Below are 21105 nucleotides of genomic sequence, written 5' to 3' on the forward strand. Positions count from 1 at the left end.
CGGGTCCTTATCGATCGGGAAGAGCCGCGAGGCTGAACCGGTTGGCGGCGCCAACGACTGTGCGGATGCTGGTCGTCAGTCGACCGAATCTTTGCTGGCGATTGCCCGCGAGGCGCGCGTGCGAAGAACGGATCAGCCACAATACGTTGCCGAACCTTTGGCCAGGAGGGGCACGCGATTGGGAAGCCGACCATTCAGAATGCCCAGACATGCAGACGTTTTCACGGCAATCGACCACTCGACCGTGAACCCGCCGCTGCCGGGTTTGTCGAGCCTGGTTGATCCAGATCAGCGTTATCTCTTCATCGGCATGGTTTCATTGACCAGGCTTCCAACGGAGAACGCATGTCTATCGAGTTGGGGAGATGAGCGGCAAACCGTGGGTGATTGCGATGCTTCAAGAGCGCTTCGTATCGAAGATAGCCGCTATGGCGGCACGCTGATGGCCGGCTATGTCGACAAATTCGACATCATTGTCGTCGGAGCTGGGCCGGTCGGACTTGCCTTCGCAGCATCGCTCGCCTGGAGCCGACTCAAGGTGGCAGTGGTTGAACGGCAGTCGCTCGACAGCCTGGCGAATCCGGCTTTCGACGGTCGCGAGATCGCGCTGACCCACGCATCAGTGAGAATCCTTCGCGAGCTCGGCGCCTGGGATGCCATCCCCGCATCGGACAAATCACCGCTTCATGGCGCGCGCGTGCTCAACGGATCCAGCCCTTTCGCCCTGAGCTTCGATGGCCCCAGCGGATCTGGGGAACCACTCGGATTTCTGGTCCCAAATTGTCGGATCCGCGATGCCCTGTTCAAAATTGTCCACTGCCAGGATCATGCCCGGCTCCTGTGCGGCAACTCGGTCGTCAATGCAACAAATAGCGAAGACGAGGCGGTCATAACGCTTTCTGATGGCAGGCAATTGGCCGCTCGGCTGCTCGTAGCAGCGGATTCGCGTTTGTCCGCGATGCGCGACCTGCTCGGCATTGGCGCCACCATCCATCCGCTTGGCCACTCCATGCTGATTTGCCGAGTGAGGCACGAGCGCGTCCATCACCAGATCGCGGTCGAATGGTTCGACCACCATCAGACCATAGCGATGTTGCCGCTCATGGAAGGCGTGTCGTCGCTGCTTCTGACTTTGCGCTCAAGCGAGGCCGACAGACTGTCTGCTCTCGATGACGAATTGTTCCGCATGGAATTGATGAACAGGTGTCGAGGACGCCTCGGGCAGATGACCCTGGCAAGCACCCGCCATGCCTATCCGCTGGTCACGACCTGGGCGCACAAGTTCTCGGCTCCGAGTGCGGCACTGATCGGCGACGCTGCCATCGGCATGCACCCGGTGACCGCGCATGGCTTTAACATCGGCCTCAGCGGCCAGAAGCAACTCGCTCATAAAATACTGACAGCATGTCGCGCCCGCCGCGACATTGCCGATCCCGACATGCTCGGCAGATACGAAAGCCGGCTGCGGCTGTCGGCGGGGCCGCTCTATCATGCCACCAACATGCTTGTCGGTCTCTACTCAAGCGAGCACCCGGCGGCACGGCTTGCAAGACATGCTGCGCTCCGCTTTGCCCAACATCTTCCCTTTGTCCGCCATGGCATTTCGGCCATGCTCAGGCGGTGAATCGCACAGAGCGCTGCCGCTCTGGAACGCTGTCTCGGCGAGGCTTCCTTGTCTTGCTGGCGCGCGTCGTCGCGGGCACGGCTGCTTCCTGGTGACGTTGCCTCATGGCATGATTCGGATCAAGGCACGCGCGCGGGCGAAGCCTTGATGATTCCGCAATGCAAGCCAAAGGTGTGACCCGAAGCATGGTGAGCGCACTGGTTACCCTCGCTGGGTAGTTAACCCGTCCTTCAGTGGGCTTGCATAGATTTGGTCCTCGCGAACAACGACGCAAGCAAGCTGGTCCATTCATGGCACCCCTAAAGGAAGAAGAATCGCTGGAGGCCAAAATCCGTCAGGATCAGCTTGCTGACCTGAGGGCCGGGCTCTTCGTGTCGATGCCGATAAGCGCGATCCTGTCAGGCCTGATTTGCGCGGTGCAGGCCCTTTCTGGCGGCGGCTTCGCCGCTGCCAGCTGGTTCCTGGTCGTCAATGCGCTAAATGCCGCCCGGCTTGCACTCGCCCGTTTTCAGCTAAAGGAAACGGGGCGCCATCAGGATTTGCTTGGCGTTTTGCCGCGCCTTCGCATGTTTGGCGTCCTTGCCCTTCTGGCAGGGTTTGCATGGTCCTTCCCGGCCGTGCTGACTGTTGGATACACAACACCACAAGCACCGATGCATCTGGTCATACTGGCGGGCATTTCAGCTGGTGCGGTTACATATGGCAGTTCGTATGCCGCGGCGGCGACCAGCTTCATCACACCTCCACTCCTCATCACGGTGGCGTGCCTTTTGGCGAAAGGCAATTTTGAACGCTACATTCTGGCTTTCACCGTTCTGCTCTTCATGGGCGGCTTGGTCCGAGCTTCGTTTGTTGGGCAGGCGCGCTTCCGCGAAGCAAGCCGCCTGAGACATGAGGCAGAGCGATTTGCGTCGGAAATGGAGCGCAACTCCAGGGAGGACCATCTGACCGCCCTTCTCAACAGGCGGGGCCTTGAACACGCCATCGGTCGGTTCAAGACCGCGGATGGCCCCTTCGTGGCAATGCTGATTGATCTGGACGGCTTCAAATCTGTCAATGACACCTACGGTCACAGGACCGGTGATGAACTGCTTGTCATGATCGCCCGCCGCATAGAGCAGGAAGCACCCGAAGGCTCAACGCTCGCTCGTATCGGCGGCGATGAATTCGTGCTGGTTTTTCCCTCAACGAGAGCTTCGCTTTCTGCCAGTGATCTCGCCTCCAATATCATAGCCAAAATTGCTCGCCCCTATATCGAGGTCGCGTCCGTTCGGGTCGGGGCATCGATAGGGATATACTTGGCGCAGACGCCGAGCCTGACTGAAATGTTGTTGCGGGCGGATATCGCCCTGTATACGGCCAAGCGCCATGGCAGGAACGAATTTTGCCTGTTCGATGCCGAACTCGACAGGGAACTGCAACGTCGCCAGTCGATCGAACGGGATCTTCATTCGGCGATAAAGACGGGACAATTGCAACCTTGGTTCCAGCCGATCGTGAAACTCGAAACCGAGACCGTGGTCGGTTTTGAAGCCTTGCTGAGATGGTCCCATCCGACGCATGGTGCCATCTCTCCACCCGAAATCATCACGGCCGCACGCGAAACCGGAATGCTTCAGCTGCTGACGCAAACCGTATTCGCCGACTGTTGTGCTTTTATCGACGGCTTGGTGAAAGCTGACTGTCGTGACATTCGTGTGGCGATGAATGTTTCCCCTCGCGAACTGGAAGCCGGCGATATCGACGACATGGTTCTGGATGGTCTGGCGGCAAGAGGCCTGCCTGCGACGATGTTCGAAATCGAGATTACCGAAGAATCGCCGGTGGACCCGGACAGAGTGGATGAAAAGCTCGGACGGCTTTCACATGCCGGTATTTCCATCGCGCTCGATGACTTCGGCACCGGCTTTTCTACCTTGGCATCTCTCAAGGACCGTCGGATACGCAAGGTGAAAATAGACCAGGGCTTCATTCGCGGCCTGGCCAAGTCCCGAGAGGACCGACTGCTTGTCAAATCGGTCATCGAACTCGGTGACATGCTCGGGATCGAGGTCATGGCCGAGGGCGTCGAAACAGAGGCGGATCGGCAAACCCTGCACAAGCTTGGCTGCCGAACCGCTCAGGGCTTCCTCTTCTCCAAGGCTGTGCCGTCGATGCAAGCACTGGAAATGGCAGTCAAACAGCACGCGAACCAGTTGTGACCGCTCCCGCCGCGCCGGCTGTCGCGGCCGTGCGCTGCCGAATTTGGCTACAGAGACTTGCCTGCTCGAAACACGTGGCAGTGGGCGTTGTGCATCAGCCGGCGAACAGTTCCTTGTAGCCGGTCGTCACCATCCAGTTCGCACGGTCGATATGGCTGCGAAGAGCTTTGCGGGCGCGGACCGGGTCAATGGACGGGTCGATGCCGAGAATGCGCTCGGCCATCTCCTTTTCGCTGGCATTGTCGGCGCAGGCATCCAGGATCCGCAGGTAGATCGTGAAATGCTCCCTGTCGTAGCTCGTGAGGTTCTCCGACCAGGGGACTTCATCGCTCAAAGTTGAGCTTCGAGTCTCATCTGTTCCCATTGGTCCATTCATGCCTGCGAACCTCGCCTGTGAGCGCACGCAGTATATCCCAAAATGGGATAATCCGAAACCGGGATTAGTCGCTGATCCGGTCTTTACCCGACCGGTTCGCCTCCATGCCCAAATCCCTTCGATCGCCCCGCCACCAGCGGTTTCTGGCCCAGCTGGTTTCGCTGCGCAAGGCCAAAGGCCTGACCCAGGAGCAGCTGGCTGACAAGCTTGGTCGTCCCCAATCCTTCGTGGCCAAGTACGAGGGCGCAGAGCGGCGTCTCGACGTCATCGAGTTTCTCGACATAACTGCGGCCATTGACGCTGATCCGTGCGAGATTCTGTCCAGCCTCCGGTCCTAGCGGGCGCGCCGCATCTATCATGATCCGGACAGGAATATTGTCTAGGACAATGCCTCAATTTGTTGAAAGGCGAGCGCTGGTTTTCGGAGGAAGCCGCGCGCACGGCGCCGATGCCGTCGGGTTCCTCGACGCAACTGCGCCGCCTGACCATGTGCGAAAAAACTTGGCGCGCGCCCGCGCGCCTGACGACGCGCACCAGGTGCTCGTGAACCGAGCCCGCTTTTCTTCGGCAAGCTCAGGCGGTCTCGGCCATTCGGCTTCGCCCCTTGGCGTGGGCAGCCCTTCGGGCTGTGACGGCCGCCGCCCTTGCGGGCGGCGCGGTTTGTCTGTTGGCCTTTCCCGGTGGCGCGGGGCGGGCGGCACTCCCTTCTAGACCCGCTGCGGCAGCCCGCAACCCTTCGCGTGCCGCTCAGGGTCCTCCTCTTCGTTACGGTCCTTCGGATGCGGTCCGCCTACTGGGCGGGCCCTTCCGGTCGCGACTCGCCGCCCACCCCGCTTCCGGGGAAAGGCGCGGCGATTGGTGAGCGGAGGATAACACATGCGTGCAAACAGCAAGCGTACCACCAGCGGAGAGGCTGGCGCAGGCAAGGGCAGGCGCCCGGGCGCCAGCCTCTATCAGGAGATCACCGACCGCATCATTGCCGAGCTGGAGCGCGGTACCGTGCCATGGGTCAAGCCATGGGGCAGCGCAAAAGCAGGCCTCGGCCTGCCGAGGAATGCGTCCACGGGGCGCAGCTATTCCGGCATCAATATCCTCATCCTGTGGGGCGCCGTCATCGAGCGCAGCTATCCCAGCCAGAATTGGCTGACCTTCCGGCAGGCGCTTGCCCTGGGCGGCAATGTCAGGAAAGGCGAGCGCGGCACGACCATCGTGCATGCCGACCGCTTTGTCCCCAAGGACGAGAAGGAGCGCGCACGCCACGAGGGCGATGCACCACAGGCCGTGCCTTTTCTGAAGCGCTTTACCGTCTTTAATGTCGCGCAGTGCGACAATCTTCCGGAACACCTCCATGCCCCCGCCGAGCCGCTGCCTCAGTGCGAGATCGTGCCGCAGGCCGAAACGCTGATTCGCGCCAGTGGTGCGGATTTCAGGGTCGGCGGCGATCGCGCTTTCTACATGCCGGGCAGCGACCACATTCAGGTGCCGCCGCAGCCGGCGTTCCATCAGCAGATCGACTATTACCGGACCTGCTTTCACGAGCTTGGCCACTGGACCGGCCACCCGACGCGGCTTGGTCGCGACCTCTCCGGCTCCTTCGGCTCCAAGGCTTACGCGCGTGAAGAATTGGTCGCCGAAATCACTGCCGCCTTCGTCTGCAGCAATCTCGGCATCGAGCCGACCGTGCGTCACGCCGATTACATCGGCTCATGGCTGAAGGTGCTGCGCGAGGACAACCGCGCCATTTTCCGTGCCGCCAGCCTCGCCTCGAAGGCCGCCGATTTCCTGCTTGGCCTTCAGGCCGATGCGGAAGGCGAGGCGCAAGAAGGGACTGCGGCATGACGATGCCCGATGCTCAACTGGCCACGACCGAGCCGACGCCGGATAGCGAGGAGATGCCCATTCCCGACGGCGCCCGGGACTCACCCGCCCCGATGCAGAACTATGCCGATCTGCATCGCCAAGGTGCGCCCCGGGTCGCAGCGCGCAGCCAACGAGACAGTGACTGCCAGCCTTGCCGGCTGCAAGCCTGACGCCGCATTCGGCAAATGCGGCACAAGCTGTTGGCCTGCCCGGTGGTGGCCGGCGGCAATCGCGACCCCTTGCTGCCGCCGGCATGTTCGCGCGCAAGGTGGGCGCTTGGCGACGACAATATCGTGCGCGTCGTCGGCATATGGCGGCAACCGGACAATGGCGTTTCGATCGCTTGCGCGACAAGGAAATCGCCGTTTCGATGCTCGCCGAGATCGGCGGCAAGCATGGCGCGGACAGCAGTTTCGCCTGGGAGGTCCGCGGCTTCCTGGTGGCGAGAATGGCCGCCGCCTCAAGTTGAGGCCTGGCTGCACGCTGGATCAAATTCCCGGCCGAAAGCTGCCCAGCCGCGAGGCCTTCCTATTCGCCGATCTGTGCGCAAGGAAGCAGTCGCTGTTCGTGGCGAATAGTCGATCAGGGCCCGAGCGGCGTTTTCTCGAGTACTGCCGCTAAGGACGCGCGCGCCGCTCCGGGCCGCGCCGGCTCCGATTGATCGTCTTGCCGAGCCAGTGCCGCGTGCGATAAATTCCAACGCCAATTCGCCCCCATTTCGGCAGCCCCGCACCGCCCCGGATTGCTTGCTGAGGCGCTAGGCGCGTGGGTCCAATTGCCAATCCGATTGCCGAGAGAGCCCGCGCCGCCGGCCCCCCGCATATTGCCGCCTGCTTATTGTGCTCCCGATCGCGCAACCTGTCTCCATTGTGTCTCAGGGACCATTCCCCTGCGCCTGGCTTGACGACCTATGGGCGGATCCGGCCCGCTCGAAACCCTCGCCGGCAGCTTTTTTCCCCGCCGCCTGCGGCGGCTTCCTCGCGCCGCTTCGCTTCAAAAAAACTCCCCGCTCGGGTCCTCCGCTGGCGCTGCGGCCGTGCCGGTTCCGGCGGTCCGGACGCGCCCATCACGGTCCGCCATCGCAGGGGAATGGTCCCCTGCGAGCACCAAGAGGAGACTGAAAATGACCGCAATCGGATACGTGACCAAACAGGAAAACGGCGGCTACAAGGGCCAGCTCAAGACGCTCAGCGTCCGCGCCGACATCGACATCGTGCCCAATCAGGCAAAGAGCGCCGACACCCATCCGGACTACCGGGTGCTGACGCAAGGGGTCGAAGTGGGTGCGGCCTGGATCCGCACCGGCGAGACCTCCGGCAAGGACTATGTGAGCCTGTCGATTGCGGCCCCCGAGTTTGGCCCGCGCAAGCTCTACGCCAATCTGGGCCGCGCCGCCGGCCAGGATGACGACGACACTTACGCCATCATCTGGAACCCGGTCGACTGACCGGCCGACCCGCAAAGCCCTGCGCCGCCCACCGGCGCAGGGCCTCTCTCAGGACCCGTGAGGCCGCCGAAGGGGCGGCGAAAACTCGCCCCCCACTCTTCGCCCGTCCCCAAAACGATCTCGCTCGCCGATCCTCGCCTCGCTTGCCCGTAACGAACCGAGGATCATCATGGACGACGAAAACGAACGCGCAGCCCGCGCCAAGAAGGGCAGTCCGTTTCTCAACACCGCGCAGGCGGCCTTCTATATCGGGCTGTCCCAGCGCACGCTGGAGAAGATGCGCCTCAAAGGCGGTGGCCCACAATTCCGCAAGCACGGCCGCTATGTCCGCTATCACATCGACGAACTCGACGACTGGTCGAAGGGGCACGCGCAGGAGACCGCGCCCGAGGATGGCGCGCACGAATCCGGCTCGGCCGGTGAGGGAGGCCGCTCATGAGCCGGCGTCCCACCATCCGTCTGATCGGCAGCCATCTGCGGCGCATTCGAGCCCGCAAGACGATCGTCGTTGCCACAATCGGCCTTGGCCTGATCGGCTTCGCCGCCTTCGGCAAACCATCGCCCTGGCTGGTCTGGAACGCCTCGGCGAGTGCGCCGGTCGGCCTCTATCGCGTCGCATCCGGATCGCCCGCTCGTGGTGATCTCGTACTCGTCCGCCCACCAAGACCGGTCGCCGATCTCGCCGCCGAACGCTTCTATCTGCCCAGCAACGTGCCGCTGATCAAGCGCCTTGCGGCGCTGCCCGGCGAGCATGTCTGCACCTTCGGCGACGCCATCATCATCGGCGGCGAGATAGCCGCGCGCCGGCTTGCAACCGACACGCAGCACCGTCCGCTGCCTTGGTGGAATGCATGCCGAAAACTCGCCGCCGCCGAGGTTTTCCTGCTCGGCAGCGATAAAGATCGTTCGTTCGACAGCCGCTATTTCGGGCCGGTGCCGGCCGAAAACATCATCGGGAGGCTCGTGCCGCTATGGACCGAGTGACCCTCCTTATGCTGAGCATGGCGTGTCTCGCACCATGCTCCTGTTCCGCCGCGACCAACACGAAGCCGGTCGTCATCTCCCATAGTCCGCAGCTTGCAAGATGGCAGCCCTTCGTAGCCGAAGCAAGCCGGCGTTTCAGCATTCCACAGACCTGGATTTATGCCGTCATGGATGCCGAAAGCCGGGGGCAGACGACGCTCAATGGGCGGCCGGTCACGTCGAGCGCCGGCGCCATTGGCCTCATGCAGGTGATGCCAGCCACCTACGAGGAGTTGCGCGCAGAGCTTGGCCTGGGAGCCGTCCCGCACGACCCTCGCGACAACATTCTGGCAGGCACTGCCTATCTGCGCGCCATGTATGACCGCTTCGGATTTCCAGGCCTGTTTGCAGCCTATAACGCCGGGCCGAAGCGCTACGAGCAGCATTTGCAGCGCGGGCGACCGCTGCCCAGCGAGACGGTTTCGTATCTGGAAGAGATCAAGGCGGCGGGCATTTCGGCCGCCGATATGGACGCGCTCACCGGCAAATCCCGTTCCAAAAGCGCGCCGGGAATCCCGTCCGGGCAGTCGCTGTTTTTTCTCCGAAACGGTGTTTCCGTGACCGGCCCGAATGGCCAACTCCTGGTGCCGCTCGGATCGGAGCGAGCAAGGTCAGGCCGGCCGGATCGCAGGTGAGGGCAGCGGCTACCGTGGTTCGGGCGGGGCAGGGAGGCAGGTCGGCGGAAGGCAAGATAAAGGCAGCGCCTCCTGGAGGCGGCGAAGTGTCTGTCTGCACATCGTTTTCCCCGGAGGTTGCCTCCGAGTCCAGGAGGGTGTGGCGGGCAAGCTTCTGATTTTGCTGCTGGTTCATCGGAGGCCGCATGCAGGATAACGAATTCACGCCGAAGCTCGGCAAAATTGGCTCGCGCGGCTCGAAGGCGGGCAAACGCTACGCTGGCCAGGTGCAGGCCGCGGTCAACCGAGCAGGCGGCAGGAGCGGACGTGGCAGCCGCTTCATCGGAAGCCGGGTGGGGCGCGGCGGGGCCGCTGCCGCCGTTCTTAGAGCGCGCGACCGCCACGCGGCGTTTCGGCAGCGGCGCGCAGTCGTCAAGGCACGCATCGTCAAGCTGGCCGGCAAGGGAGTCGACGGGGCTCGTGCGCACCTCCGCTACCTCCAGCGCGACGGCGTCACCCGGGAAGGCGAGCGTGGCGAGCTCTACGCTGCCGACAATGACCGCGCGGACGGCAGGGCCTTTCTCGATCGCGCGAACGGTGACCGTCATCAGTTCCGCTTCATCGTCGCCCCTGAAGACGGTATCGAGTATGATGACCTGAAGCCGCTCACCCGTCGCCTCATGGCGCAAATGGAAGAAGACCTCGGCACCAGGCTAGACTGGGTGGCCGTCGACCATTTCAACACCGGCCATCCCCACACCCACATCATCGTGCGCGGCAGGGACAATCACGGCGAAAACCTCGTCATAGCGCGGGACTACATCTCCTCTGGCTTGCGCGAGCGCGCAGCCGAACTGGTTAGCCTCGACCTTGGCCCGCGCACCGACCGCGAGATCGAGCAGCGCTTGCGCCAGGAGATGGAGCAGGAACGCTTCACCAGCATCGACCGGCAGCTGATGCGCATGCGCGACGATGAGGGGTGTGTCTCACTGGCCAGCCGAGACACCTTTCGCCAGACGCTGCACCAGGGCCGCCTGCGCAAGCTCGAGCGGATGGGCCTCGCCGAGGAGATGCCTGCCGGTCGCTGGCGCCTGGAGGATGAGCTCGAAGCCACGCTACGCCGCATCGGCGCGCGCGGCGACATCGTCAAGACCATCCATCGCGAGCTGACCGGCAAGGGGCTCGTCCGCAGTGCCGCCGACCATCTTATCCACGATCGATGCGACGGGTCGGCTCAAACCGTGGTCGGACGTGTCGTCGGGCGCGGGCTGGCCGACGAAATGACTGACCGCCATTACCTCGTCGTCGACGGCGTGGACGGCAAAAGCCACTATTTTGATATCGGCAAAGGCGAGGCCGCCCAACCGACACCAGAGGGCTGCATAGTGCGGGTCAGGCCGAGGGACACCGGGCCAAGAAAAGTCGACCGCACAATTGCCGGCATCGCCACGGTCAACGACGGGCGCTACAGCATCGATATACATCTCAAGCATGACCACTCGGCCACCGAACGCTTTGCCGAAACGCACGTGCGGCGACTGGAGGCGATCCGCCGTGCGACCGGTGGCGTCGAGCGCGAGCCGGACGGCACATGGACAGTCGCGCCCGACCATCTCAACCGCGTCGCGGATTACGAGCGTCAGCGAGCGAGGGCCCAGCCTGTTGTCGTTGACAAGCTCTCATCAATGCCGCTGGAGAGCCAAGTAGGCTTCGACGGCGCCACCTGGATCGACCAGGAGCTGGTATCAGCCCACCCTGAGTCCTTGCGCGACTCTGGCTTCGGTCGCGAAGTACGTCAGGTCCAGGCCCGCCGACAGCAGTGGCTGATCGCGCAAGGTCTTGCCCATGATGCGCAGGATCGGGTCATCTATCGCGCCAACATGCTTTCAATGCTGCGCCAACGAGAGCTGAACCGTGTTGCCAGTCAGCTCTCGGACGAACTCGGGCTCTCGTATTCTGAAGCGCAGCATGGCAATCGAATAGACGGAACGCTGCGCCGCTGCGTCGAGCTCGCCGGCGGAAAATACGGTGTCATCGAGAAATCGCGCGAGTTCACGCTGGTGCCTTGGCGGCCGGTGCTTGAGCATCATATCGGTAAGGAGGTGTCTGGCGTGGTGCGCGCCGAGGGGATTTCCTGGACGATCGGACGCCAGAGGAGCGGGCCCGGCGTTTCGTGAACTGGCTACAATTTATTTGTCCGCGTTGAAACACATACTCAGCCCAGACGGAGTTCCTCCGCCTGCTGCTTGCTCGCAGCATTCATTTGGCGGAGAGTCAGTGTTCTGCATTAAGGACTAGCTCGTTCCGTGTCCAAGCCCAGACAAGCCTTGGTTTTCTCACGGGCGCGATACAAAAGGCACAGGCTGGACTTGGCTGTCGGAGGCGGGGCTTGTCGACCGCTCGATGGAAAGTGAGATGCGAGGCGGAGAATCACCCATGTGCAGAGCGGCAAGGCGCTCGCCTACCTCCCTGTCATTCACCGTTAGCCGATGGTTTAGACGAAGATAGTCCGTCCATGTCGGCGTGCGGAATGTCTCGGTCCAAAGCGTCGACTTCTGAAGGTCGCGCTGGAGGGTCCAGTCCCGCGCACCGGCGCGGCTCTGAACGCGCCGCCTTTCGCGCATGCAGCTCAGAAATTCATCGATACTCTCCTCGAGTATCGAGTACTCCATCTTGATCACGATCGGACCGCTCCTGGGCTTCAAAGGGAGGGCCAGTTCTGGTGGCCTGAAGTCGACGGCCGCTTGATCCGATTCCTCCCATAGCCGCACCGGCAATAGCTTTCCCACAGCCGCGACCAGCAACAGTGCCGCTGCAGCACCTTCCAAAGCCCACGTCAGCGAATAGTACTGCGCGACAGCACCCCAGATCCAGCTACCCGCTGCCATGCCGCCGTAGGTCAGGGCGTAATAGATGGACAGGGTGCGACCAACGACCCACCTTGGGCTTGCCAACTGCACACACACGTCGGTTCCGGTCCAGGTGACAACCCAGCCAGCGCCACCGATTGCAAGCGCGATCGCCGCCACAGCCACCGACGATGTGAGGGCCATCAAAAGGCAGCACGTTGCGCAAGCAACGGATGCGAGCGTGATCAATCGGTTCTGGGACGTGATGCGTCTCAAGTAGCTGCTGCCAATGCCGGCGATGAAGGCGCCTGTGCCGAAGCCGGCCAATAGCACGCCGTACACAATTGGCCCTCCCGCCAGCTGGTCGCGAACCAGGAGGGGGAGCAAAGCAAGGATCGAGATGCTTGATAGCCCGAACAGGGTTGCACGCACGATCGCCACTCTGATCTCTGAGGATATCGCCGTGAATCGCATGCCATCATGAATGGCCGTAGTCATCCGCTCGCGCGGAAGAGGCGAAGAGCGAACTTGCCATTGTGAGCGCAGAACAGCGCTCAACGGGACCAGGTCACTTAGCGCAGCGAGGGCGAAAGCCGTAAGGGGGCCCAGCAAAGCTAAGATTACACCGCCCAGCGCCGGTCCTATGCTGCGAACCACGTTGTACCCCACCGACATCAGCGTCACTGCAGCGGGTATGTCGCGCTTTTCCAGGATATCGCCGACCGAGGCGTGCCAGGCTGGATCGTTCAAGGCAAAGCCGCATCCGGCCAAGAAACTCAGTCCCAGGATTAGCCATGGACTAGCAAAGCCCAGTCCCACAGAGAGTGCCAGCGCCGTGGATGCCAGTGCGATCAGGCAGTGTCCGGCAAGCATCACGCCACGGCGGCTGAAGCTGTCTGCAATGGCTCCAGCAAGGATCGACAAGAAGAACGCGGGCAGTGTCGATGCAGCCTGTACGAGCGCAACCATCAGATCGGAGGCTGAAATCGTGGCCATGAGCCAGCTTATAGCCACGCTCTGCACCAGCCAGCCAAGGCTGGATATCTGCGTGGCTGTCCAGATAGAACGAAAGACCGGGTTGTGAAGAGGGATCAGTGTGTTTGCCGCAAAGCGCGGAGGATCTTGACGCCGCATCACTTCTTCACCTCCACTGGGTGTCGTTCTTCCGCTCATTTTGCTTACCAGCGGTGCGCTCTCTGCACAGACTGCGTCACAACGAAGTTCCGAGATCGCGCTCGCAACAAGGACAATGTCGCATCCACGGTGCTGATGCGCGTTGAGGTACCAACCTGGCCGTTAGCTGATGAGTCCCGCAGCCCGCTTGGTGCGGTCGGTTCTGCCCTGCGACTCTTGGCTTTGGACGGTGCTAGCGCCCCGATGGCCGGCTTGTCAAACTGCCGTAGTGCCAGCACATCCATCCCATCTGTTGAACGCGATCTCCGACGAGGTCGAGCAGCAGTAGGTCAACGGCAAATCTGGGTATTTCCGCTTCCGGTCGAGCGCGTGGCCATCGTCCAGAAACCCGAAGACGTTCATCACCCATGCGACCACGCGCCCGAGACGATGCGACACGGCGATAGCGGTTCACCAGAGGACGTGCGTTCTGCTCAGCAGGAACATTGTTCTGCCGATCGTCGGCTGCGCCAGCAGCCACATAAAGCGGCGCCAGAGTTCTTGCACGCGTCATTGGACTCCCGCTTTGCAGGTTTCGCCTAGGGCCTGCATCAGGTCATCGATAATGTCCTGAGGATGTTCAAGCCCTACAGAAATTCGCAGCAATCCGCCTGGCGCTTTGGACTTCGCACCTTCAACGGATGCGCGATGCTCTATCAGAGAATGCGTCCCGCCAAGGCTTGTCGCCCGGACAACAATCTTCAGGCGGCCGGCCACGGCCATTGCAGCATCGGCTCCGCCCTCGACGATAAAGGATAGCATCGCTCCGTAATGGCTCATTTGCCGCGTAGCAAGATCGTGTCCCGGATCAGTTTGCAGACCAGGAAAGAGCACTTTTTCGACGCGCGGATGAGACGCCAGGGCCTCGGCCACTTTCTGGGCGCCTTCGCAATGGGCGCGCATGCGGACCGGCAATGTCTGCAGGCCCCGCAACGCCAGCCAACAGTCGAAGGGCGCTGCAACGCTGCCCTTGTGTTTCTGGACCATCCGCAATGGGCGACCGAGGGGTGACGCGTTTGGGACAATGACTACTCCGGCCATCAAATCCGAGTGGCCGCCAATGTACTTTGTCGCCGAGTGCATTACCGCGTCTGCCCCGATTTCGAGTGGCAGTTGAAGCACTGGGGTGGCCCAGGTGTTGTCCACCACCGCCAAGGCACCGGCCTCGTGCGCGATTGCGCAGATGGCCGCAATGTCGACAACGCGGATCATCGGGTTTGACGGCGTCTCGATCCAGACGAGGCCAGTCCGCTTCGATGTCACCGCGGCGCGCAAAGCGTCCAAATCGCGCATGTCGACTGGGGCAAAGTCGAAGCGAGACCCAATGTCGGTCTCTTCGATCAGCGAACGAATGCCGAAATACATGTCATCCGGCAGAACGATCCGACCCGCCGACGGATGGCTCTCGAAAACTGCAGCGATTGCGGCCATGCCCGAAGCGAAGGCGATGCCGTCTTCCCCTCCCTCAAGCATCGCCATGGCCGCCTCGAACGCATTGCGTGTAGGATTTCCATCCCTTGTGTATTCGAAGCCGGACGGAAACGACCCGTTGACACCGCGTTCGAACGTCGTGCTGGTGTGCAGCGGCATGGATACGGCCCCCGTGGACTCGTCGACCCCTCGGCCGCAGTGGATCGCCTTCGTCTCAAAACGCATCGGTCATTTCCTTCCTAACGGGCAGTTGCAATTTCGGCCTGGTCATTATACTGACCACAATAGGTGAGCCGAGGTCCTAAGTCAATATAATGACCGATGTTACGACAGCGATGGGTTCCGAGCAGGTGCTTGGCAAAGCTATAGCGGTTCGAATCCGAGACTTGAGGCGCGACCAAAATCTGACCCTGGATCGACTGGCAAAACTGAGCGGCTTGTCCAAAGGAACCGTCGTCTCGCTGGAGCAAGGCAAGGCGAACCCTAGTATCGGCATACTTTGCCGACTGGCGGCGGCGTTTTCGCTCTCCGTGGCCGATTTGCTGAATGACGAGGCTTCCACAGTTCGCCTTCCTATTGAGCGGACAGAGACAAGGACACTTTGGACAAGCGCCAAGGGAAGCTTTGCACAACTTCATTCATCGACCTCGGGGCGCACGATGTTCGAATTGTGGAGCTGGGTCATTATGCCGGGCGACGTGTTTTCCGCGGACGCTCATAGTCCGGATACGCGCGAGCTGATCTCGGTCAGTCAGGGTGCCCTGAGCGTTGTGGTAGGTGCCCATGTGGTAATATTAAGCGAAGGCGAGAGTGCGCGGCTTGTCACTGACCAACCGCACTCATATGCGGCGGCATCTGATGTGCCCGCCCACTTCACGATGGCGGTGCTTGAGCGTAGTGGACATCGAGATCCGGGGCACTCGTCGACGGCAGCGAAGATTCAGGGGCCCGTTCCGTAAGATTTCGCCGATCACTAACAGCCGCCATTCACGACAGGAGATTTAGCGTTGTACGTTCCGCCACATTTTGCCGTCCCCGATCAGAACGCCCTGTTCGAGCTTATCGAGAGACACCCGCTCGGTATCCTGGTCACCCACAGCAAAGGCATCCTCGACGCGAACCACGTCCCCTTTGAGCTCGACCGCTCGAAGGGAGACAAGGGCGTCCTCAATTGCCATGTTGCCCGCAAGAATCCAGTCTGGGAGGAAGTCGCCAATGGCGATGAGGTTCTCGTAATCTTCCGTGCGGCCGACGCTTACATCTCGCCGAACTGGTATCCAAGCAAGCATGAATTCCACAAGCAGGTGCCGACGTGGAACTATCTCGTCGTCCATGCCCACGGACGCATCACTGTCCGGGATGATGAGCGGTATGTGCGCCGCAACGTGGCGAAGCTCACTCATATGCAAGAAACCTCCCAGCCGGTCCCATGGAAGATGGGCGACGCGCCGAGGGACTTCATCGACACGATGGTCAAGGCAATCGTCGCCCTGGAGATCGAGATCACCGGCCTGGTTGGAAAATCAAAACTCAGCCAGAACAAAGAGGTGCGCGACATTCAGAACCCTGGTGAAATGCTGCGTGCCCAAGGGGCCATTGCGATGGGAGAAGCGATGCTCGCGGCTGCGGCGGCCAAATCCCAATAGCATGTGTCTTGTCCCGACAAAGCCGCTGGTGCCGGCTTCCGACGGGTCACCTAGCCCGCCTTGACGCACGGCAATAGCTTTTGACGGCCTCAAGCGACGCTGTGGTCACCGTTGTGATACTTTCCCACGCGCCTGGTCAGGCGGCAGGATTGCTCCGTAGCGGCCGACGGGTTCGTTTCAGTCGCCTGCGCCCCGTTGTATGTCGGCGACCATCCGCTACCGGTCTTGAATGAGGCGCATTCCACGCGTTTCGAAGCCACGTACCTTGGGCGGCAAGCTCGACCATGCACTCGACGCAGCTCCCAAGTGGCGGCGCCGTCAACGATCTCCTTGAACCTGCGGAACTTGCCTGAAAGCACTTCTCTTACGGGAGATGATTGGCTATGTCGCCGAACCGATGATGGAGATGGTGGCGGGCGCCGCCGTAGCGATCAGACCCGCCTTGCAGCGCAATGGCTACCCGGGCCCGACCGGGAGATGCGGGCGGGACTGTGGAACTGCGGAGACGGAGCGGATCGGCATGGAGCCGTGACCGCTTGCGGTCTGGCTCTGGAACGAGTTAACGAAGCGCGGACTTCCGATCGTGTCAAGCGCCGCCCTCTCGATGATGCCGGACAAATCGGGCCCCCACGAGCGGCGGGCCTTGCCAGATCGGACGGCCGGATGGTTTAAGCAGGTTCGCACCAAGAGCCACGGCACCTGTGTCGTGCGGGTGCTGCTGTCGGCACGCGACCTTCTCGTCAGCCTAGTAGGCAAAATCGAGAACAGATGCCTGGGCTTCTTAACGCCTTCGGCGTCATATTCGGCAAGAAGATCGATGCCCAGGTGATCCTACACATGCTCAGGATCCAGGCGACGCAGGTCTACCATGATCCGCTGCGAGCCGGCATCAACGACGTGCAGGAACTGTCGAAGACACATGAAGCGATCGCCAGGGCCTAGACCGAGATCCAGCACCGCATCCTGACAACTACCTGCCGCTGTATTTTCCCGAGATCGATCGCTTCCGGGGGAACAGCCGCAGCGATCGGTTCTTTGCCTTCCTCGATGCCTTTTCGACCCCAGCAAGCATCACGGCGCTGACGAAGGAGGAGTTTGTGGCAGCAGCTTGGGATGTCGTCGGCCGCAAGGTCAGCAAGACGAGATTCTGATGGATGTTCGAGACGGCGCGCCCATCGATCGGATTGCCGCTGCCACTTGATGCGCCTGCCGTTCGCATGTTCCGGATGGTCATTGACGAAGCACGCAGCCTGATCCGGCAACGCAATGAGATCGAAGCACAGGCCGACGATCTGCTGCGGCACAGCCAGGATTATCAGCTCCTGCGACAAATCCCGGGCATCGGACCGATCAAGGCATTGACCGTCATTGCCGAAGTCGGCGATCCTCGCCGCTTAGGTCATCATCGCCAGTTTTTAAAGTTCTGCGGGCTGGACCTCTCGACACAGAAGTCCGGTCAATATCGAGGCCAGACCCGCCTTTCCAACCCAGTCTCCCCGGTTCGGTCTGAATGGACAACCTCCCGAAAACTCACAGCAAGCACACGACCCATTCAGCATTCCTAAGGATACTGACCAGGGCGACCTCGACCCCCCTAATCACAGCGGTGAGCTCGCAGGCGGGGTCGATGAACACTATTGAGGCCGAGCTTGAGCGGCATCTCTATCACATTGATAGCCTATTAGGCTGGTCCGGCGTTTGCTCGGACCCATGATCCATCCGAGCAGCTTGTGAGGGATGCAGCCGAACCAGGCGCTGCTCCCACAGTCTTCGCAGGTCCTCCATCAGAGCTTCATGCTCAGCCTGATCCGGCGCAATTATATTGAGGTGATCGCTTAACACGGCTTCGCCCTCAATCCGCATCAGCAGATTAAACAGGTCGTTTGAAATTCGCACACTGTCAATGCTGGAGTGGTTCGGAATAATCTCGCAGACAGTCTCCTGATGATCTCGCGCTGTGTAAGCACGGGTTTGATGGAGGGAGACTGAGGGAGGCAATGAAATCGAAAGCGCAGTCCAATCCTGCAGCGTTGCAGCCCGTTTTTTTACCAGGAAGGGCCCGACCACAAGTCCATCCAGCTCTGTCGTCAAAAATGTGGCAATCGCGTCTGCAACCGTATCCACGATCGGTTCAGCATTGTTGTTAAAGGACGTATTGAGCAGAATTGGAGTGCCTGTCCGCTTCTTGAACGCATTGATGACCTCCCAGTAAGCGGGGTTGGCATCGCGCGATACTGTTTGCAGCCGAGCCGTACCGTCGACGTGCGTAATGGCACCCAACAAGGCGCGCTTTGAGTCACGCACGCGAACGACGAAATTCATGAATGGAAATTCGTGTTTACCGTCCGGGAGGTCGAAAAATTCGCTCGCATCCTCTTCCAGCACAGATGGTGCGAAAGGCCTATAGCCTTCGCGCTTCTTGACCATGGCATTGATCCGGTCCTTGTTTGCAGCGGGCCGAGGGTCGGCAAGAATGCTGCGGTTGCCCAGCGCACGTGGCCCAAACTCCGAACGACCCTGCACCCAGCCGATCACGGCGCCGTTGGTGATCCAGTGGGCTGCACTGCTCGCTACGTCATAAGAGCGCTCAACCTCGAGATGTCCGGACCATGCATTCAGTTCCTGTTCCACGGCGCGGTCGCTCCCGAGATCAGGACCCCAATAGACCTCCTGCAGTCGCTCACGCGGCGCGGGGCGGCCCATCTCGTTAGAGACTATCAGCGCAGCTCCCAATGCGCAGCCAGCGTCGTGAGACGCGGGTTGCACGAAGATGTCTTCGAAAAGCCCTGAATACAGCAGCTTGCCGTTCATCGTGCAGTTGTGGGCTACCCCTCCCGCCAGACACAACCGCTTCATGCCGGTGGCCTCACGGTGGTGCCGGAGAATGTGGAACACGATCCGCTCAAGCGCTTCCTGCAGTGACGCACTCACATCTCGATGCTGCTGGGTGAAAGGCATTCCCTTTCGCCTGATCTCGATGTTGCGGAGCAACGCCGGACCGATGCGGTCGAGGTGAACACGGTAGCCACCGTTGGCGGAGAGCTCGTAGAACTGCTCGAAGAGCTCGCGATAGGGAGCGGGGTCGCCATAGGGCGCGAGTCCCATTACCTTATACTCGTCGAACATGCCGTAGCCGAGACAGCGGATCGTCTCGAGATAAAACAGCCCAAGAGAATTGTCCTCCGGGAAAGCCTCGATTTGCGTAATTTCTGTGCCAGACCCTATCGCCACAAGGCCCGACAGGAAATCACCACAGCCATCAATCGCTAGAATGAGACTTTGTTCGAAGCCCGACATTGCAAAGGCGCTCACGGCGTGCGCCTGATGATGACCTACGAATGAAATACGCGAACTGTCCAACTTAGTGCCGAACTCACGCGCTAACAGGTTCTGCACCAACATTTTAGCATCCAACGGAGTGGAGAGAATGTCCGGTTGGGAAGCGGACATACCTTCAAGCATGGCGTTGGCATAGGGCTCGCTGGCGTAGACCGCGACACGATCGATGTCGCTGAGCTGAACCCCGGCCGTCGAGAGACAGTATTGAATCGAACCACTTGGCAGCTTGTTCGAGTGCTTGATTCGATTGAGGCGTTCCTCTTCTACGGCGGCTATCACCTTTCCGTCTCGGACGAGCACCGCGGCGCCATCGTGCATAAAGGCGTTCGGACGCTCGAATCGGTTTTCATGGACTTGGTCAAGTCCGCCGCTGATTCCTAGGCACAGCATTTCTTTCTCCAGATAGTAACGGGAAGCCAAATTGGCTTACCTCGACTGTTTCCAACTAAATAGGCCGTGTTGTCGCCTGCAGCTGCGACCGCCCGTCAGGCATCAGCGGCATCGAAGAAAGCCTCATAAACGATCAATGAGATGCTTCGACTGTGACGCCTACGGTGCCATCACGCCGAGAGCTTGGCTGGATCATCCAATCCTGAGCGGCTGCTGACATGTATCCGGCGATGTTGTTTTCATCGGCAGAACCAACTTGCGATGCCGCCTGTCTTGGGAAGGGCGGCCGTCGACGAATAACAGTACCGCCCCCGTGAACTGGCCCGATTTCATTCTCCGAAGCGACCATGGTCGCACCGCCCGACATTGTCGGCCAGTTGCAACTCACTTTCTCGGCACGACCTCCACTGCACGTCAGGGCGCATCGAAGATTTTCTCCTTTGGATTGTTCCTAAGGCAGCTTTCGTCACGCGATAGAGCAGCGTGTGATTGGTGCGTGAGGCTCTTTTTTGTCCATGCACGATTCCGGAAGAGTGATGAAATCGATTGTTTTGATCAAAGTCATCCACGCTATGAATAACAGCCGCAGCACATGCGTTTTCAAAGCGCTTCAGGCTTCCCGGATGGCTACTCCGATGTGAAGCGCATGGCATTCCAAGCGCTCTGTCAACCAAACGACGAGTATCGGCGTCGACCCTCATTGCCTTCGTCTTCGCGACTCCGTGACAGCGGCTGGCATTGTGTTTGTAGGGCATCGGGCGAAGATCATGTCGATCGGCCATCTCGCCTGCCTATCGGCAAACCCTTGAACAATGATCCACGCACCAGCGCGATTGTGATCACGAGCGCCTCTGAGCTCGGGAGGTTCGGTTTTCTGAGGGTTCCTGGGTCTCCGAAGCGATGGAGGTAGCTAGCCTTCCTGGTGCTATACGGTTGTGCTCTTCAATGGAGTGGACGCATTTGCGTCTCGAAAGCGGTTCTTCAGTGGAACCGGCGCCAAGGCCCGTCTGTGGTCGTTCAGAACACGGGGTGCCGTCTCCAAACCGGCTATTGGAGCGGGCAGCCGCCGGAATTTGACCCATGGAAATGAGCGCCTGTCAGGAGGCGTTCGAAAACGGCGCGATCTTCATCG

At 60.8% G+C, this 21105-nt stretch carries 17 protein-coding genes and 1 pseudogene; 14 read left to right on the plus strand and 4 right to left on the minus strand.

Annotation, left to right across the window (positions count from 1 at the left end):
- The first annotated feature begins 442 nt into the window (after positions 1-442).
- A complete protein-coding gene (gene ubiM / locus NLY36_RS22290) occupies positions 443-1624 on the plus strand; it encodes a 5-demethoxyubiquinol-8 5-hydroxylase UbiM (RefSeq protein ID WP_023735806.1) in 1182 nt (393 codons plus the stop codon).
- Between the two features lie 290 nt (positions 1625-1914).
- Positions 1915-3825, plus strand: coding sequence for a putative bifunctional diguanylate cyclase/phosphodiesterase (locus NLY36_RS22295; RefSeq protein WP_023735805.1), 1911 nt, complete (start codon positions 1915-1917; stop codon positions 3823-3825).
- A gap of 94 nt (positions 3826-3919) precedes the next feature.
- Here the strand turns inward: NLY36_RS22295 and NLY36_RS22300 are convergent, their stop codons facing one another.
- On the minus strand, positions 3920-4201 hold the full coding sequence (locus tag NLY36_RS22300) for a DNA -binding domain-containing protein (RefSeq protein WP_081731037.1): 282 nt from the start codon (positions 4199-4201) through the stop codon (positions 3920-3922).
- Positions 4202-4305: 104 nt separating this feature from the next.
- Here NLY36_RS22300 and NLY36_RS22305 point away from each other — a divergent pair, with 104 nt between their 5' ends.
- The 9 genes from NLY36_RS22305 (at position 4306) to rlxS (ending at position 11322) form a co-directional block, all read left to right on the plus strand.
- A complete protein-coding gene (locus NLY36_RS22305) occupies positions 4306-4539 on the plus strand; it encodes a helix-turn-helix domain-containing protein (RefSeq protein WP_023735803.1) in 234 nt (77 codons plus the stop codon).
- A 538-nt stretch (positions 4540-5077) separates the two neighbouring features.
- A complete protein-coding gene (locus tag NLY36_RS22310; RefSeq protein WP_023735801.1) occupies positions 5078-6040 on the plus strand; it encodes an ArdC family protein in 963 nt (320 codons plus the stop codon).
- Entirely contained in the window at positions 6037-6231 is a 195-nt protein-coding gene (locus NLY36_RS22315; RefSeq protein WP_023735800.1) for a hypothetical protein, read from the plus strand. Before NLY36_RS22310 ends, NLY36_RS22315 begins: the two co-directional genes overlap by 4 nt.
- 83 nt (positions 6232-6314) lie before the next feature.
- Entirely contained in the window at positions 6315-6530 is a 216-nt protein-coding gene (locus tag NLY36_RS22320; RefSeq protein ID WP_198020838.1) for a hypothetical protein, read from the plus strand.
- Positions 6531-7184: 654 nt separating this feature from the next.
- Positions 7185-7508 (plus strand): DUF736 domain-containing protein, encoded by a 324-nt coding sequence (locus NLY36_RS22325; RefSeq protein ID WP_023735798.1) that lies wholly within the window; start codon positions 7185-7187, stop codon positions 7506-7508.
- Between the two features lie 169 nt (positions 7509-7677).
- Positions 7678-7947 carry a helix-turn-helix transcriptional regulator gene (locus NLY36_RS22330; protein WP_023735797.1) on the plus strand — a complete coding sequence of 90 codons (270 nt, stop codon included), beginning with the start codon at positions 7678-7680 and terminating at the stop codon, positions 7945-7947.
- On the plus strand, positions 7944-8492 hold the full coding sequence (locus tag NLY36_RS22335) for a S26 family signal peptidase (protein ID WP_023735796.1): 549 nt from the start codon (positions 7944-7946) through the stop codon (positions 8490-8492). The genes NLY36_RS22330 and NLY36_RS22335 overlap by 4 nt, the downstream gene beginning before the upstream one ends.
- 167 nt (positions 8493-8659) lie before the next feature.
- Positions 8660-9166 (plus strand): lytic transglycosylase domain-containing protein, encoded by a 507-nt coding sequence (locus NLY36_RS22340; protein ID WP_502882021.1) that lies wholly within the window; start codon positions 8660-8662, stop codon positions 9164-9166.
- A 185-nt stretch (positions 9167-9351) separates the two neighbouring features.
- On the plus strand, positions 9352-11322 hold the full coding sequence (rlxS, locus tag NLY36_RS22345; protein WP_023735794.1) for a relaxase/mobilization nuclease RlxS: 1971 nt from the start codon (positions 9352-9354) through the stop codon (positions 11320-11322).
- 159 nt (positions 11323-11481) lie between these two features.
- On the opposite strand, the gene NLY36_RS22350 is transcribed toward rlxS, so the two are convergent.
- A complete protein-coding gene (locus NLY36_RS22350; protein ID WP_023735793.1) occupies positions 11482-13128 on the minus strand; it encodes an MFS transporter in 1647 nt (548 codons plus the stop codon).
- Positions 13129-13677: 549 nt separating this feature from the next.
- Positions 13678-14823, minus strand: a complete 1146-nt coding sequence (locus tag NLY36_RS22355) for a trans-sulfuration enzyme family protein (RefSeq protein WP_023735792.1) — start codon at positions 14821-14823, stop codon at positions 13678-13680.
- A gap of 89 nt (positions 14824-14912) precedes the next feature.
- Here NLY36_RS22355 and NLY36_RS22360 point away from each other — a divergent pair, with 89 nt between their 5' ends.
- The 3 genes and pseudogenes from NLY36_RS22360 to NLY36_RS22370 all read left to right on the plus strand — a co-directional run.
- Positions 14913-15557, plus strand: coding sequence for a helix-turn-helix domain-containing protein (locus tag NLY36_RS22360; protein ID WP_023735791.1), 645 nt, complete (start codon positions 14913-14915; stop codon positions 15555-15557).
- Between the two features lie 48 nt (positions 15558-15605).
- The gene (locus tag NLY36_RS22365; protein WP_023729033.1) at positions 15606-16244 is read left to right on the plus strand and encodes an FMN-binding negative transcriptional regulator; all 639 of its coding nucleotides are present in this window, start codon (positions 15606-15608) and stop codon (positions 16242-16244) included.
- Between the two features lie 816 nt (positions 16245-17060).
- Positions 17061-17728, plus strand: a pseudogene (locus tag NLY36_RS22370) (transposase); the annotation flags it as partial.
- Between the two features lie 181 nt (positions 17729-17909).
- Here the strand turns inward: NLY36_RS22370 and NLY36_RS22375 are convergent.
- Positions 17910-19973 (minus strand): carbamoyltransferase family protein, encoded by a 2064-nt coding sequence (locus NLY36_RS22375; RefSeq protein ID WP_023735787.1) that lies wholly within the window; start codon positions 19971-19973, stop codon positions 17910-17912.
- Positions 19974-21105 lie beyond the last annotated feature (1132 nt).

The sequence above is a fragment of the Mesorhizobium sp. C399B genome (genome assembly GCF_030323185.1).
GTDB lineage: Bacteria > Pseudomonadota > Alphaproteobacteria > Rhizobiales > Rhizobiaceae > Mesorhizobium.

What these genes read in the sequence shown, in the direction of transcription:
- ubiM (WP_023735806.1), top strand. Translation starts at nt 443, where the DNA reads ATGGCCGGCTATGTCGACAAATTCGACATCATTGTCGTCGGAGCTGGG.
- NLY36_RS22295 (WP_023735805.1), top strand. Translation starts at nt 1,915, where the DNA reads ATGGCACCCCTAAAGGAAGAAGAATCGCTGGAGGCCAAAATCCGTCAG.
- NLY36_RS22300 (WP_081731037.1), bottom strand. Translation starts at nt 4,201, where the DNA reads ATGAATGGACCAATGGGAACAGATGAGACTCGAAGCTCAACTTTGAGC.
- NLY36_RS22305 (WP_023735803.1), top strand. Translation starts at nt 4,306, where the DNA reads ATGCCCAAATCCCTTCGATCGCCCCGCCACCAGCGGTTTCTGGCCCAG.
- NLY36_RS22310 (WP_023735801.1), top strand. Translation starts at nt 5,078, where the DNA reads ATGCGTGCAAACAGCAAGCGTACCACCAGCGGAGAGGCTGGCGCAGGC.
- NLY36_RS22315 (WP_023735800.1), top strand. Translation starts at nt 6,037, where the DNA reads ATGACGATGCCCGATGCTCAACTGGCCACGACCGAGCCGACGCCGGAT.
- NLY36_RS22320 (WP_198020838.1), top strand. Translation starts at nt 6,315, where the DNA reads ATGTTCGCGCGCAAGGTGGGCGCTTGGCGACGACAATATCGTGCGCGT.
- NLY36_RS22325 (WP_023735798.1), top strand. Translation starts at nt 7,185, where the DNA reads ATGACCGCAATCGGATACGTGACCAAACAGGAAAACGGCGGCTACAAG.
- NLY36_RS22330 (WP_023735797.1), top strand. Translation starts at nt 7,678, where the DNA reads ATGGACGACGAAAACGAACGCGCAGCCCGCGCCAAGAAGGGCAGTCCG.
- NLY36_RS22335 (WP_023735796.1), top strand. Translation starts at nt 7,944, where the DNA reads ATGAGCCGGCGTCCCACCATCCGTCTGATCGGCAGCCATCTGCGGCGC.
- NLY36_RS22340 (WP_502882021.1), top strand. Translation starts at nt 8,660, where the DNA reads ATGGATGCCGAAAGCCGGGGGCAGACGACGCTCAATGGGCGGCCGGTC.
- rlxS (WP_023735794.1), top strand. Translation starts at nt 9,352, where the DNA reads ATGCAGGATAACGAATTCACGCCGAAGCTCGGCAAAATTGGCTCGCGC.
- NLY36_RS22350 (WP_023735793.1), bottom strand. Translation starts at nt 13,128, where the DNA reads ATGCGGCGTCAAGATCCTCCGCGCTTTGCGGCAAACACACTGATCCCT.
- NLY36_RS22355 (WP_023735792.1), bottom strand. Translation starts at nt 14,823, where the DNA reads ATGCGTTTTGAGACGAAGGCGATCCACTGCGGCCGAGGGGTCGACGAG.
- NLY36_RS22360 (WP_023735791.1), top strand. Translation starts at nt 14,913, where the DNA reads ATGACCGATGTTACGACAGCGATGGGTTCCGAGCAGGTGCTTGGCAAA.
- NLY36_RS22375 (WP_023735787.1), bottom strand. Translation starts at nt 19,973, where the DNA reads ATGCTGTGCCTAGGAATCAGCGGCGGACTTGACCAAGTCCATGAAAAC.